Source organism: Nonomuraea roseoviolacea subsp. carminata (assembly GCF_024172185.1).
Classification (GTDB): Bacteria; Actinomycetota; Actinomycetes; order Streptosporangiales; family Streptosporangiaceae; genus Nonomuraea; species Nonomuraea roseoviolacea.
Map to the genome: position 1 here is coordinate 9,471,652 of NZ_JAMZEC010000001.1, position 12,523 is coordinate 9,484,174.

The 12,523-nt window shown below is 72.4% G+C and carries 13 protein-coding genes and 1 pseudogene; 8 read left to right on the forward strand and 6 right to left on the reverse strand.

Translation table 11 applies throughout. The features are described 5' to 3' along the window. The first annotated feature begins 64 nt into the window (after window positions 1-64). The 4 genes and pseudogenes from HD595_RS44170 to HD595_RS44185 all read left to right on the forward strand — a co-directional run bounded on the left by HD595_RS44170 (window position 65) and on the right by HD595_RS44185 (window position 6,433). On the forward strand, window positions 65-373 hold the full coding sequence (locus HD595_RS44170; protein WP_253780439.1) for a DUF7677 family protein: 309 nt from the start codon (window positions 65-67) through the stop codon (window positions 371-373). A gap of 148 nt (window positions 374-521) precedes the next feature. Next, a pseudogene (locus HD595_RS44175) lies at window positions 522-1,504 on the forward strand (IS5 family transposase). A 220-nt stretch (window positions 1,505-1,724) separates the two neighbouring features. Further along, a complete protein-coding gene (locus HD595_RS44180; RefSeq protein WP_253780442.1) occupies window positions 1,725-3,500 on the forward strand; it encodes an RNA ligase family protein in 1,776 nt (591 codons plus the stop codon). Next, entirely contained in the window at window positions 3,500-6,433 is a 2,934-nt protein-coding gene (locus tag HD595_RS44185) for a poly(A) polymerase (RefSeq protein ID WP_253780445.1), read from the forward strand. Before HD595_RS44180 ends, HD595_RS44185 begins: the two co-directional genes overlap by 1 nt. 39 nt (window positions 6,434-6,472) lie before the next feature. Here the strand turns inward: HD595_RS44185 and HD595_RS44190 are convergent, their stop codons facing one another. Then, window positions 6,473-6,877, reverse strand: a complete 405-nt coding sequence (locus HD595_RS44190) for a hypothetical protein (protein WP_253780448.1) — start codon at window positions 6,875-6,877, stop codon at window positions 6,473-6,475. 209 nt (window positions 6,878-7,086) lie between these two features. On the opposite strand from HD595_RS44190, the gene HD595_RS44195 reads away from it, so the two are divergent. Continuing rightward, window positions 7,087-7,380 (forward strand): YciI family protein, encoded by a 294-nt coding sequence (locus HD595_RS44195; protein WP_253780450.1) that lies wholly within the window; start codon window positions 7,087-7,089, stop codon window positions 7,378-7,380. Between the two features lie 44 nt (window positions 7,381-7,424). On the opposite strand, the gene HD595_RS44200 is transcribed toward HD595_RS44195, so the two are convergent. The 4 genes from HD595_RS44200 to HD595_RS44215 form a co-directional block, all read right to left on the reverse strand. Then, window positions 7,425-7,613, reverse strand: coding sequence for a hypothetical protein (locus HD595_RS44200; protein WP_253780452.1), 189 nt, complete (start codon window positions 7,611-7,613; stop codon window positions 7,425-7,427). A 549-nt stretch (window positions 7,614-8,162) separates the two neighbouring features. Beyond that, window positions 8,163-8,639: an SRPBCC family protein gene (locus tag HD595_RS44205; RefSeq protein WP_253780455.1), complete on the reverse strand. Its 477-nt coding sequence runs from the start codon at window positions 8,637-8,639 to the stop codon at window positions 8,163-8,165. Further along, window positions 8,632-9,012, reverse strand: a complete 381-nt coding sequence (locus HD595_RS44210; protein ID WP_253780458.1) for an ArsR/SmtB family transcription factor — start codon at window positions 9,010-9,012, stop codon at window positions 8,632-8,634. The genes HD595_RS44205 and HD595_RS44210 overlap by 8 nt, the downstream gene beginning before the upstream one ends. Continuing rightward, entirely contained in the window at window positions 9,009-9,362 is a 354-nt protein-coding gene (locus HD595_RS44215) for a VOC family protein (protein ID WP_253780461.1), read from the reverse strand. The genes HD595_RS44210 and HD595_RS44215 overlap by 4 nt, the downstream gene beginning before the upstream one ends. A 100-nt stretch (window positions 9,363-9,462) precedes the next feature. On the opposite strand from HD595_RS44215, the gene HD595_RS44220 reads away from it, so the two are divergent. After that, entirely contained in the window at window positions 9,463-10,122 is a 660-nt protein-coding gene (locus tag HD595_RS44220; protein ID WP_253780464.1) for a permease prefix domain 1-containing protein, read from the forward strand. A gap of 33 nt (window positions 10,123-10,155) precedes the next feature. On the opposite strand, the gene HD595_RS44225 is transcribed toward HD595_RS44220, so the two are convergent. Beyond that, a complete protein-coding gene (locus tag HD595_RS44225) occupies window positions 10,156-10,488 on the reverse strand; it encodes a helix-turn-helix transcriptional regulator (protein WP_253780467.1) in 333 nt (110 codons plus the stop codon). Window positions 10,489-10,578: 90 nt separating this feature from the next. Here HD595_RS44225 and HD595_RS44230 point away from each other — a divergent pair, with 90 nt between their 5' ends. Beyond that, window positions 10,579-11,742, forward strand: coding sequence for a cytochrome ubiquinol oxidase subunit I (locus HD595_RS44230; protein ID WP_253781470.1), 1,164 nt, complete (start codon window positions 10,579-10,581; stop codon window positions 11,740-11,742). 12 nt (window positions 11,743-11,754) lie between these two features. Beyond that, a complete protein-coding gene (locus tag HD595_RS44235) occupies window positions 11,755-12,519 on the forward strand; it encodes a cytochrome d ubiquinol oxidase subunit II (protein ID WP_253780468.1) in 765 nt (254 codons plus the stop codon). Window positions 12,520-12,523: the final 4 nt, after the last annotated feature.

The window sequence follows — 12,523 nt, forward strand, 5'->3', positions numbered from 1 at the left end:
CCGACGTCTCTCGCAGAGGCCGCCCTGCGCAAGGCCGCGGAGAGAGAGCGTGCATGATGGGCCGGTGGGGCAACTTCCTGTCGACGTGCGCGCATCGCTTCGGTTCTTCGCCTTCTATCTGGCGAATGGCACCATCGATGTCGACCTGCTCGACGGTATCGACTACCGTCCGGCTCTTTTCCAGTTCGGTTCGCCTCTGGAACAAGTCTTCGCCATCTACGGCAATGTGCTGCAGGTCGACGCGAGCGGGCAGGTGCTGAACGAAGCGGAGGCGCAGTACCGCGCCGCACAGTGGATTCGCTCCTATTGTGACCCCGGCTACCAGGTCGAGCCGCCGTTCCGAGCATGGGAGACCGAACTTCACGGTCCCTGACAAGCCGGTTCCCTCTTCGAACATCACGCCCACACATCCCCGAGTGACGGCTTTCCGAGTCCTCCTCTTCTGTGAACTAGGGCCTGTACGGAGTTGAGATCAGAGGGATCTGCCTGCCTGCTGTCCGCGATCCTGGTAGGTCTTCGCCATGGCACGTGGAGACCTCACCGACGAGGAATGGTCCTTGATCGAGCCTCACCTGCCCCTGGGTGAGCGAGGCCCGATTCCGGATCTGCGGCGGCAGTTCAACGCGGTGATGTGGCGGTTTCGCACGGGCAGTCCGTGGCGGGACCTGCCCACCGAGTACGGGCCCTGGTCCAGCACCTACGACCGGTTCCGCTCCTGGGCACTGAGCGGCGTATTCGAGCAGCTGATGCAGGCAATGATCGCCGAGGCCGCGGCCCGCGGGCAGACCGAGCTTGGCCTGGTCAGCGTGGATTCCACCACGGCCCGCGCCCACCATCACGCCGCCGGAATGGCACTCGACAGCGAGCTTGTCGAACTGCTGGAACAGGCAGCCGAGCAGGAAAAGGGGCTCCGCCAAAGGGGCAAAACCCCCGCGACGGCAACCCCGATGAAGACGGCCGAGACGAAGGGCGGCGGCTACGACGGCGGCGCAGGTTCCGGCTGACGGCGGCCAAGCTGGGCCGCTCGCGGGGCGGGCTGACCAGCAAGGTGCACCTGTCAGCTGAGCGGCGATGCCGTCCGCTGTCTTTTGTTCTCACCCCTGGCCAGGCGGGAGACAGCCCGCAGTTTCGCGCCGTGCTGGAGCGCATCAAGATTCGCCTGCCCCTCGGACGTCCGCGCACCCGCCCGGACGCGGTGGCCGCCGACAAGGCCTACTCCTCGCGCGGCAACCGCTCCTACTTACGTCGACGCCGGATCAAGGCGGTCATCCCGGAGAAGAGCGACCAGGCGGCCAACCGCAAGAAGCGCGGCTCCCGCGGCGGCCGGCCGGTCAGCCATGATCCCGATCTCTACAAGCAACGCAACACCGCAGAACGATGCATCAATCGGATCAAGGAGTGGCGTGGGCTGGCTTTCCGCTTCGACAAGACCCCCGATAGCTATCTGGCGGGTCTTCATCTACGCGGGGCCATCTTGTGGATCCGAAGCCTTCGACCGACCTGAAGATCCGAACTCCGTACAGGCGCTAACCGGCACCTGAAGCCGTGAGCGCGCCAGGTCGGGCGCGGGGTCCGGGGCCGCGAGGCCCCGGCCGGGGGTGCGGGGGCGCGAGCCCCGCTCAGGGCGTCCGAGCGGAGCGAGGGCCATGCCCTTGGACGTCTGGTTATTCGATGGAGGCGCTGACACGCCGCTTGTACAGTGACTCCCGCCGAGGGGAGGGATCATGCGCGTGCACTATCCGCGTACCCCTCACCTGCCCTGGTCCCCCGGTGTGACCCCGGACGACGTGCGTGCGGGAGATCTGTCCGGGCTGCGCGGGCGCGAGGTCGTGGTCACGGAGAAGCTCGACGGGGAGAACACCACCCTGTACGCGGACGGGCTGCACGCCCGGTCGCTGGACTCGGCGCACCATCCCTCCCGGGCCTGGGTCAAAGGACTGCAGGGGCGGATCGGCGGGCGCATCCCGGCGGGGTGGCGGGTGTGCGGGGAGAACATGTACGCCCGGCACTCCCTCGCGTACCAGGGGCTGGAGAGCTGGTTCTACGGGTTCTCGGTCTGGGACGGCGACCGGTGCCTGGACTGGGACCGCACCGTCGCGTTCCTGCGCGGGCTCGGCATCCCGGTGCCGCCGGTGCTGTGGCGCGGCGTGTTCGACGAGCGGGCGCTGCGGGCGCTGCGGCTGGACGTGGAGCGGCAAGAGGGCTACGTGGTGCGGACCGCCGCCGGGTTCGGGCGGGAGGAGTTCGCGGGACGGGTGGCCAAGTGGGTGCGGCAGGAGCACGTACGGACCGGCACGCACTGGATGCACGCCGCCGTCGTGCCCAACGCGCTCGGCCCGGGAGCGGCGCTGTGGTCGGTGCGCTCGGGCGCGGAACCCGACGTGGGCGCGCTGCTGGCCGCGGTGGGCGTCCCCCGGGCCGAGCCCGGAGCCGCCGTCGAAGCGGGTCCCGGGGTCGGGGAGGCGGCGGCCGAGGTGGCGGTCGCCGAGGTGGCGGCCCGGCTGGACGCGATCGGCCGGGACGGGGACGCCCGCCTGTCCGGCGTCCTGGCCACGGCGCTGCGCTCCATGCCGCGCGCCCGGGTCGCGGCCCGGCTGGCGGGACCGCTGGGCATGCGGGCGGCGCGGCGGATCGCGGATCTCGTGGGCCTGCACGGCGCCCTGCACCGGCCGTACCCGGACGAGGAACGGCGGGCCGGGCTCGGGCGCATGGCGCTGGCCGCCGACCTGGGCGTGCTGCACGCCGTGGCCGCCGCCGTACTCGCCGGGCGCGCGGACGACGCGGCGGGTCAGGGGCGTGAGCAGGTCGAATGGTCGGCCCTGCACGCCGAGGAGGCCGGGCTGCTCGGGCCGGCGCCGCTGGAGCCGTTGCGGACCGGTCTGCGCGAGGCGCTGGCCGGCCTCGGCGCGGAGGCGGCCGACCGGTGCTGGGCGGAGGCGCGCGACTCCTGGGCGAGAGGGCGCGTCGCCACGGTCGAGGAGGCGGTGGCGGCGACCTGGCGGTGGCGGTCCGGGCGGTTCCCCCGGCTGGTGCACCTGGTCGGGCCGTCGGGCAGCGGGAAGAGCACGTTCGGGGCCGGTCTGGCGGGGATCGACGCGTACCTGTCGCTGGACGACCTCCGCGAGGCGCGGGGCTCGCGGGCCGACCAGCGGGCCAACCGGGCGGTGCTCGGCGAGGCGCTGGACCGGCTCGACGCCGCCCTGGCGGCCGGCGGCGCCGTGGCGTGGGACGCCACCTCGCTCAACCAGCACCAGCGCTCCATGGTGAACACGGTGGCGCGCCGCCGCGACGCGCTGACGACGTACGCGGTCGCGCTGGTGGAGGAGGACGAGCTGGGCAGGCGCAACGCCCGCCGCGCCCATCCGGTGCCCGCGCACGTGCTGGCCGCGCAGTCGCGCCGGTTCGTCCCGCCGTATCCCGGTCAGGCCCATCGCCTCTGGTACGTCGGGGCGGACGGAGCCGTCGGCGACGTGGACGGCAGCCTGGAGGGGGAGGCGTGATGCGTACCAGCGAGGAGATCTACCACCGGGTCCGCTGGGATCCGCGGTTCGACCCGTCCCGTTTCGTCCTGGGGGTCGGCCAGCGCGGCGCGGAGCCCAAGCGCGTCCCGCTGCCCGCCTTCACGCCCGGGGGCGACATCCCGTGGCACCGGGTGCTGTTCGTCGAGGCGGACGGGCAGCGGATCTGGGACCGCGCCACGGGCCTGGACCTGGTGGACACCTGCGAGGCGGGCCGGGCGCGTGACCCGCGACTCCTGCGGCCCCCGTTCTTCACGGCCAGGACTCCATACGTCTGGGATGCGGCCGGTGGTGGATGGCGTCCCTCCGCGGGGCGGGCGTCGGCTGGGCACGGAGGCGCGGGAGGCGCCGGGGGTGCGCACGCCCGGCATGCGGCCGTGCGCGTGCTGACGTGGAACACCTTGTGGGACCGCTACGACAGTGACCGCATCGACACCGCCCGGCGCCGTCCCCTGCTGCTGGCGGCCATGGAGGAGGCCGGCGCGGACGTCATCGCCCTGCAGGAGGTCGAGCCCGCGCTGCTGTCGATGCTGCTGACCGCCTCGTGGGTACGGGCCGGTTACACGCTCGGCACCGACCCGTACGGTCCCGACGTCGAGGACGGCGGCCTGCTGCTGCTGAGCCGGCTGCCCGTCCGGGAGGCGGCCCGGCACGAGCTGGGCCCGCACAAGTCGGTGGCCGCCGTCGCCGTGGACACCGCTCGTGGCCCGCTCGTCGTCGCCGTCACCCACCTGACCAGCGACCATTCCCACGACGGCGCGGGAAGGCGGCGCGCCGAGCTGGCCGCGATCGCCGAGGGACTGGCGGGCGTGGACGGCGATCTGGTCCTGATGGGCGACTTCAACGACGGCACGGACACCCCCGCGTCCGCGCTCGGTCTCCGCGACGCCTGGACGGAGAGGCACGGATCCGACCAGACCCCCACGTTCGACCCGGCCGTCAATCCGCTGGCGGCGCTCTCGTCGCGGTCGGGCCGGGCCGCGCGCCTGGATCGGGTGCTGCTGCGGGGCGGGCCCCGGGTGGTGTCGGCGGCGCTGCTCGGCGACACGCCCACCTCCGAGGGGTTGTTCATCTCCGATCACTACGGCGTGGAGGCCGTCCTCGACCTGTCCGGTGACACGGCCGGCGACGCCCTCTCCGGTGACGCGACCGGTGGTGTGCTCGACGTGCCGCCGACGGCGCGGACGGCGGTGGCGTGGATACCGCCCCGGGAGCTGTGGCCGCCGATCCAGGACATGCGGCGCGCGTACGATCCGCAGATCGACCGCTGGCCGCCGCACGTGAACCTGCTCTTCGGCTTCGTGCCGGAGTCGGCGTTCGAGGAGGCGGCGCCGTTGCTGGCCGCGGCGGCCGGCGAGGTCGAGCCGTTCGTCGCCAGGCTGGAGGGGGTGCGGACGTTCCGGCATCGCGACCACGTGACGGCCTGGCTCGACCCGGCCGCCGGCGACCCGGCGCCCTGGGCCCGGCTGCGGCAGGCGCTCGAACGTCGTTTCCCTCGCTGCGCGGGACGACGCCCCGAAGGCTTCACCCCGCACCTGACGCTCGGCCGTACCGGGGATCCGATCCGCATGGCCGGGATGACGGCGCAGGTCGGGGAGCTCGTGATGCTGTCGCGCCGCGCGGACGAGCCCATGCGGCCCCGGGCCCGGATCGTCCTGGGCACCGGCGAGATCCACTGGCTGCCCGATCAGGCGGACGGCGGCGAGCGGTCGAGCGTCCCGGCGGACGGCTTCGAGGAGAAGGGACCGCCGGACCTGGCGGCGCGTGTGGTGCGGCGGGTGGAGGAGGCGCTGGCACCGGGGATCGTGCACCTCGCCGGATCCCGGCGCATGGGCTGCGAGCTCCCGGACGCCGACCTGGACCTCGTGGCCGCGCTACCCGGCCCCAACCTCCCGACGGCGCCGCCCGCCCGCATGGACATGGCCCAGGTCGAGGCCCGGGTACGCGCGGCGCTGCCCGGCGCGGACCGGCTGCGCCAGGTGGTGGGCGCCCGGGTGCCGGGCCTCCGGTTCCGTACGGCCGAGCTCGACGTGGACCTGACCGTGGTCCCCGTCGGCCCCCTCCCGCCCGAACAGGCGGTGGCCCGCCGCGCAGAACTCGGCCAGGCGGCGGCGCTCGCCCTGAGCGCGGTCAGCGACGCGGACGCGATCCGCGCCGCCGTCGGTCACGACCATGCCCGCTTCGCCGTCCTCGCCAGGCGGGTGAAGGCGTGGACGCGGGCACGCGGCCTGGACTCCGCGCCGTTCGGCGGGCTCCCCGGCCTGGCCTGGACGGTCATGGCCGCGCGCACCGTACGGGAGAGCGGCGACCTGCCCGCCGGCGACGACCTGCTGGGCCGCTTCTTCAGCACGTGGGCCGCCTGGGACTGGCGGGACCCGATCACCCTCGACCTCACCCCCGCCCATCCGGAACCGCCGGAAGCGGCCCCCGCGGTGGTGCTGACGCCCAGCTTCCCCGTGCGCAACTGCGCCCGCCAGGTCACGCCCGGCTTCCTGGACCTGCTCGCCCAGGAGCTCTACCGGGCCTGGGAGCTGACGGAGAACGGCCGCTCCGCCGAGCTGCCCGCCCCGCCGCCCCTCCACCGCCGCCACGCGGCCTGGGCGGTGGTGACCGCGCACTCCGAGCGTCCCGAGGAGCTCGACGCGGTGCTCGGCCGCGTCCGAGGACGGATGCTGGAGCTGCTCAGCATCCTGGAGGAGTACGGGATGCCGGACGTCCACGCCTGGCCGCGCCCGTTCGAGAGCAGCCCGTTCGAGAGCGGCCCACGGCAGGTCCGCCACGCGATCGGCCTGGGCCGCACTCCCCCGGGGGCGGCGCGGCTCGGCGAGCTCACCCGCCGGTGGACCAGGGACCTGCCCGGCGTCACGGTGGAACGGGCCGACTGCGGCGCCGTGCCCACCTTGACGTGCCCGTAGAGCGGCATCACCCCTCGGACGGTGGGCGTCCTAGATGCGCTATCTCACCCGGATCCACGTCCACATGCCCCGCTGGCGGTGGTGGTCCACCGGGCACCACAGCAGGTATCGGCCCTTCTTCAGGGACACCGTGAGCGAAGTCCTTCCCCCGGGCGGCATGACCGCGGAGGTGCTGTGGACCCCGGGCCCCGCGACCGACAGCGCGTGCCGGTGCCGGCCCACGTTCTTGATGCTGAAGTGCACGGTGCCCGCCCTGAAGCCATGCCTCGGGAGCGCGATGAAGAAGTTGCCCTCCCTCACCGGGACGACGGCTGCGCCGCTGGTACCGGCGGGGGCCTGAGGCGCCGCCATCGCGGCTGGACCGCCGACCGTCAGCGTCAGCGCGGCGGAGGCCAGCAGCGCCGCCAGACGGGTCGTGGGCCCGGAACTGATCGAAGTGAACATGATCGCCATCCCTTCATCGCTGTACTACCGATGCCGGCCATGGCGGAGGCCGCCTTACGTGCCTCTCCATACGTGGCGGTCACCCCACGAAAGTCTCTCGAAGTCCTCTGGTGTTCACCATTTCGAGCCGTCCTGCGGCCTCGCAGGAGCCGTCCCCGGAGCGGGAAATCGGGTCGCGGCGGTCGCGGGTGTCCCCCTAGGGTCCGATCATGTTCGTTGTCACAGTGACCTACACGGCACCGCTGGATGAAGTCGACCCGTGGCGGCCGGCCCACGGTGACTGGCTGAACGACCTCATCGCACGACGGTTGCTGCTGGTGGCCGGGCGCCAGGTGCCTCTGGTCGGGGGCGTCTACCTCGCCCCTCGGATGCCCGCCGAAGAGCTCGACCGCCTTCTTGCCACCGACCCGTACGTCCTCAACGGCGTCGCCAATCATGCCGTCGTGGAGTTCACGCCGATGCTGGTCGCGAGTGGTCTGGAGATCCTCAAGTCCGAGGAGTGAGCCGGGCGGGGCCCGCTGAATGGAGGGAGGTCCTTGCCGCTGCTTCAGACGGGCCGGGCGATGACGTCGTGACCCGCCCAATCGAGGGCGATCTCGCCGTTGGCCAGGAAGTCCAGCTCGACCTCCCCCTTCATCCTCGCGAAGAAGCGGGTCCGCGACATCGGACGCAGCTCCGTCCTCACCAACCCGCTCACCTCCACCATGAGCCGCTCGCCCTCCCGCGTGACGTCCATCGTGGAGGTACGTCCCGTGAAGGCGGGGTTGTCGCCGCTGGCCGACGCCCTGTTCGACAACGCCGAGGCGCACCTGGCCGCCGACGCGAAGCTCCTGGAGGACGTCCAGCGCCTGCTGGACGACTGAACGCCCGCACGCCGACGCGCTGCGGGCGGAACGAACCGATTGTCGTCTGTCGTGGACGACCACGAGGAACCCCCTCGGGCCGGCGACGAGGTCGAAGCCCGTCGGCGATACCGGCCCTCGTCTCGCTACCCTCGCCGAGCCTCGCCCGCCTGCTGACAGCCCTTGAACGCCGGTCCGCCTGTCGGCATCCTCCTCCGATCCCGACAGCTCCCCTCTGCGCCATGAGCGTGTCGGGCAGGGCCCGGGGTCCGGGGCCGGGAGGCCCCGGTCGGGGGTGCGGGGCGCAAGCCCCGCTCGGGGCGTCCGAGCGGAGCGAGGGCCTTGCCCTTGGGGGTCGAAGGGGGCGGAGCCCCCTGGGGGGCGCTGTCCGAACGTCTGTCGCGCGGAGCGCCCCCCATCGTGAGGGCCTTGCCTTGTGTGGGTCAGTTCGGGAGTTCGTCCAGGATCGTCGCGATGGCGCGGAAGTGGCCCGTACGCCAGCCGCTGCCCATGATGCGGCGCGACAACTGCTGCGTCGCGTCGTCCGGGTCGAAGCCCTCGTGGTCCAGGAAGAGCCGCGTCCCGGTGCCCTCCGGTTCCAGGCGCCAGGTGACCGTCCAGTCGGCGTCGCGGCCGCCCCGCCAGCTGATGCGCAGCAGGCGTTCCCGTACGACCTCCAGCACCTCGCAGCGCACGATCCCGTCGAAGCCGACGGCCTCCATGGGCTTGGTGGTGTAGGTGAAGCGGTGTCCCACCACGGGCTTGAAGTCGTTCGGCATGAGCCAGCGGGCCATCAGGTCCGGGTCGGTGATCGCGCGCCACACCTTGGCGGGCGGGTGGGCGAGGAACTGGTCCAGGTGGATGGAGCTCAGGTCGTCGCCCACGTCGGTGGCGCCGGGTGGCGGCGTCGGATCAGTCATGGGGTTGCTCACCGTTCCTCTCGTTCGGGTCTTCGAAGCCGTCCCGATCCGGGTCGAGGTCGTCCATCTCGTCCAGCAGGGTGCCGAGGGCGGACAGGCGTTCGCGCCAGAACCGCTCGTACGGCGTGAGCCACTCGCGGATCTCCATGAGCGGGGCCGCCTCCAGCCGGTAGTGCCGCTCGCGTCCCATGCGGGTCTCGGCCACGAGGCCCGCGTCCTTGAGGACCTTCAGGTGCTCCGAGACGCTCGGCCGGCTCATGTCGAAGCGTACGGCCAGCCGCCCGGCCGGCTGCGCGCCCTCGTCCAGCAGCAGGCGCAGCAGCCGGCGTCTGACCGGGCTGGCCAGGGCGGCGAAGACGTGGTCCGACGTCACGCCGCCACCACCACGAACCCGTTGCCGTCGGGGTCCTTGAACACGAGCTGCCGCCCCCACGGCTCGTCGACGGGGCCTTCGCAGTCGGCGCCGTGCTCGCGCAGGCGGGCGGCGAGCTCGTCCAGGCCGGGTGAGGCGACCACGAGGCCGCCGAGCGGCGCCATGTCGGGGAACCAGGAGGCGAGCAGCAGGGCGGTCTCGCCGCCCTTGGGGGCCACGGTCAGCCACCGGCCCATGGGGGCCGGGTTGTCGGTGCGGACCTCCATGCCGAGGACGCCGGTGTAGAAGGCGAGGGCGCGCTCCTGGTCGGCCACGGGCACGGTCACGGTGAGGATCGAGGAGATGTCCATGCCGGACACTATACGTAGGAAATTTCCTACATATCAAGCAAGGGCGACATCGGGGAGATCCCGGATGGGCCGCCGGACGCCCCGCCCGTACACTTGGGGCATGCTGATCGACGACTACGTGGCCGATCTGAGCAGGGCGCTGGCCGGGCCGGCCGGGCCCAAGCGCGATCTGGTCGTCGAGGCACGCGACAGCCTGGCCGACGCCGCCGACGCCCTGGAGGCGGAGGGGTTCGACCGCGCCGAGGCCGAGCGGCTGGCCGTCGCGGAGTTCGGCGAGGTGACGGAGATCGCCCCGGGCTTCCAGGACGAGCTGACCACCGCGGCGGGCCGGCGGCTGGCGGCGCTGCTGTTCCTCAGCCTGCCGGTCAGCGTGCTCATCTGGTCGGCGATCTGGCGGCTCTACCCCGACTCCGGCACCCCCTGGCAGGACCGCCCGGTCTGGTACGGAGCGGTCTCGCGCACGCTCGACTACGTGCAGGCGGGAGCGGGCGTGTACGGCGGGATCGCGCTGCTCGCGCTCGGCCGCGGCATGCGCTGGATCCGGCGGCCCCGGACGATCACGCGCTCGCTCGGGATGACCGTCATGATCGCGCTGCCGGTGTGCGGGCTGCTGAGCTCGGCGCTCACCCTGACCTCCGGCCTGCCCGGCGAGTTCGACCAGATGCTGCCGGTCGCGCTGGCCGAGCTGGTGACCTCGGCCTTCTGGGGGCTACTGCTGTACGGGGCCACCCGCTGCCTGCGCCTGACCCGTACGAACTGACCCGTACGAACTGACCCGGCGCGCGAGGCGCGGTCAGGGGGCTTCCGGGCCCGGGCTCAGGACGCTGCCGATGGCGCTGGTGAACTCGCGCCAGGCCGACCGCTCCCCCTCCAGTTGCCTGCGCCCGGAGTCGGTGAGCCGGTAGGTGCGGCGCTTGCGCCCGCCGACCGTGGCCCACTCGCTGGACAGGTGGCCGACGCGCTCCAGCCGGCGCAGCGCCGGGTACACGGTGCCCGTGGGCACGGACAGCGCACCCCCGCTCCGCTCCTGCAGCGCCTCGATGATGGCGTAACCGTGCAGCGGCCCGGCCTCGACCACGGACAGCAGCAAGGCGTCCATGTGACCGCGGAGCGCGTCGGGGTTCATGCCCACGATCCTAGGCAACCGTGCTTCATGTAGACAGTCTACATGTAGGCTCTCTATATGTAGGTAGCCAAGATGAAGGAGTTGACGCGCATGGACGCGCTGGACCTGGCGCGAACGCAGTTCGCGGTGACCGGAAGCCTGCACTTCCTGTTCGTCCTGCTCACCCTGGGGTTGGCGCCGCTGGTGGCGATCATGCACACCCGCTGGACGCTGTCCGGCGCGCCCGAGCACGAGCGGACGGTCCGGTTCTGGGGGCAGGTCTACGTCACCAACTACGCGGTGGGCATCGTGACCGGCCTGGTGATGGAGTTCCAGTTCGGGCTGTCGTGGAGCGGACTGTCCCGCTACGCCGGCGACGTCTTCGGCGCCCCCCTGGCCATGGAGACGCTCGTCGCGTTCTTCCTGGAGTCCACGTTCCTCGGCCTGTGGATCTTCGGCTGGGGCCGGCTGCCGAAGTGGCTCCACCTGGCCTGCATCTGGGCCGTGACGCTCACCGCGTACGCCAGCGCCTGGTTCATCATGACCGCCAACTCCTTCCTGCAGAACCCCGCGGGCGCCGTCGAGCGCGGCGGCCGGCTGGAGCTGGTCGACGCCGCGGCCCTGTTCACCAACAAGACCCTCGTGTTCTCCTTCCCGCACGTGCTCAGCGCGGGGCTGTTCACGGCCGGCATGGTGCTGGTCGGCGCGAGCGCCTACCGGCTGCGCCGCGGCGGCGAGGACGCCGCGTTCTTCACCCGCTCCATGCGCACGGGCATCGTGACGGCCGCCCTCGGCATCACGCTGACCGTCGGCTTCGGCTACGCCCAGTTCGGCGGCATCCAGGAGGGCAAGTTCAAGGGCGACACCGCCGCCACGCCGCTCGCCCTGATGATGGACGTCGGCAACCTGATGTTCTTCGTCGCGGTGTTCCTCATGCTGCCGCTGGTGCGTTTCCTGCCGCGCTGGCGGTGGACGCACCGGCTGCTGATGATCCTCACGCCCGTCCCGTTCGTCCTGGCGATCTGCGGCTGGCTGGCCAGGGAGCTGGGGCGCCAGCCGTGGATGGTCTGGAAGAAGCTGACCGTCGCCGACGCCATGTCCCCGGGCCTCACCCCGGGCATGATCACGGTGTCGCTGGTCGGCTTCACCGCCGTGCTCGGGCTGCTCGCCCTCACCGACTACGCGCTCATCGCCCGGCTGGTCCGCCGGGGCCCGCGCGACCTCGACCTGGGCGCCGCCGCCGAGGAGCGGCCCGCCCCCGCGCTGAGCTACTAGGAGCCACCCGCCATGGAACTGATCTGGTACGCCGTCTTCACGCTGCTCCTGTCCGGCTACTTCGCGCTGGAGGGCTTCGACCTCGGCGTGGGACTGCTCATGCCGGTGATCGGCCGGACCCAGGAGACCCGCGACCGCATGGTCGCGGCCATGGCGCCCTTCGTGCTGGCCAACGAGGTGTGGCTGGTCGCGGTCGCCGGCGCGCTCTTCGGCGTCTACCCGCATCTGGAGGGCGAGGCGCTGTTCGGGCTCTACCCGCTGGTGGTGGCCATGCTGCTGTCGTGGGTCGTCCGTGACGCCGGGCTGTGGTTCCGGCGCCGGATCGACGGACCGGGCTGGCGGCGGTTCTGGGACGCGATGATCACGGCCGGGTCGCTGGGGCTGTCGTTCGGGTGGGGCGTCACGCTGTACGCCGCCGCGACCGGCTTCGGCTCCTCGCTGCTGCACCCGCTGGGGCTGCTCCTGGGCGTGGTGGTCACGCTGCTGTTCGCCTGGCACGGCTGGACGTTCCTCGGCTGGCGCGCGCCCGAGACCGCCGGCATCACCCGCACCGGGCGGGCCCTGGCCCTGTCGGCGCTGGCCGCCGCCCTGCCCGCGCTGGCCGTGCTCGGAGGCTCCCTGCCGTACCTGCTGGACCACAGCGCCCCGGCGTCCACACTGGGTGTGATGGGTGTCATGGCGCTGCCGTTCGCGCCCGTCATGGTGCTCGCGCAAGTATGGGTGTGGCGGTTCTTCCGACCCGGGAGGAGCGCCGTCCGGACCCCCTCGTTCTTCTGAGGAC

Coding starts and splice junctions, on each gene's coding strand:
- HD595_RS44180 (WP_253780442.1), top strand. CDS start 1,725: ATGCGCGTGCACTATCCGCGTACCCCTCACCTGCCCTGGTCCCCCGGT.
- HD595_RS44185 (WP_253780445.1), top strand. CDS start 3,500: ATGCGTACCAGCGAGGAGATCTACCACCGGGTCCGCTGGGATCCGCGG.
- HD595_RS44190 (WP_253780448.1), bottom strand. CDS start 6,877: ATGTTCACTTCGATCAGTTCCGGGCCCACGACCCGTCTGGCGGCGCTG.
- HD595_RS44195 (WP_253780450.1), top strand. CDS start 7,087: ATGTTCGTTGTCACAGTGACCTACACGGCACCGCTGGATGAAGTCGAC.
- HD595_RS44200 (WP_253780452.1), bottom strand. CDS start 7,613: ATGGACGTCACGCGGGAGGGCGAGCGGCTCATGGTGGAGGTGAGCGGG.
- HD595_RS44205 (WP_253780455.1), bottom strand. CDS start 8,639: ATGACTGATCCGACGCCGCCACCCGGCGCCACCGACGTGGGCGACGAC.
- HD595_RS44215 (WP_253780461.1), bottom strand. CDS start 9,362: ATGGACATCTCCTCGATCCTCACCGTGACCGTGCCCGTGGCCGACCAG.
- HD595_RS44220 (WP_253780464.1), top strand. CDS start 9,463: ATGCTGATCGACGACTACGTGGCCGATCTGAGCAGGGCGCTGGCCGGG.
- HD595_RS44225 (WP_253780467.1), bottom strand. CDS start 10,488: ATGAACCCCGACGCGCTCCGCGGTCACATGGACGCCTTGCTGCTGTCC.
- HD595_RS44230 (WP_253781470.1), top strand. CDS start 10,579: ATGGACGCGCTGGACCTGGCGCGAACGCAGTTCGCGGTGACCGGAAGC.
- HD595_RS44235 (WP_253780468.1), top strand. CDS start 11,755: ATGGAACTGATCTGGTACGCCGTCTTCACGCTGCTCCTGTCCGGCTAC.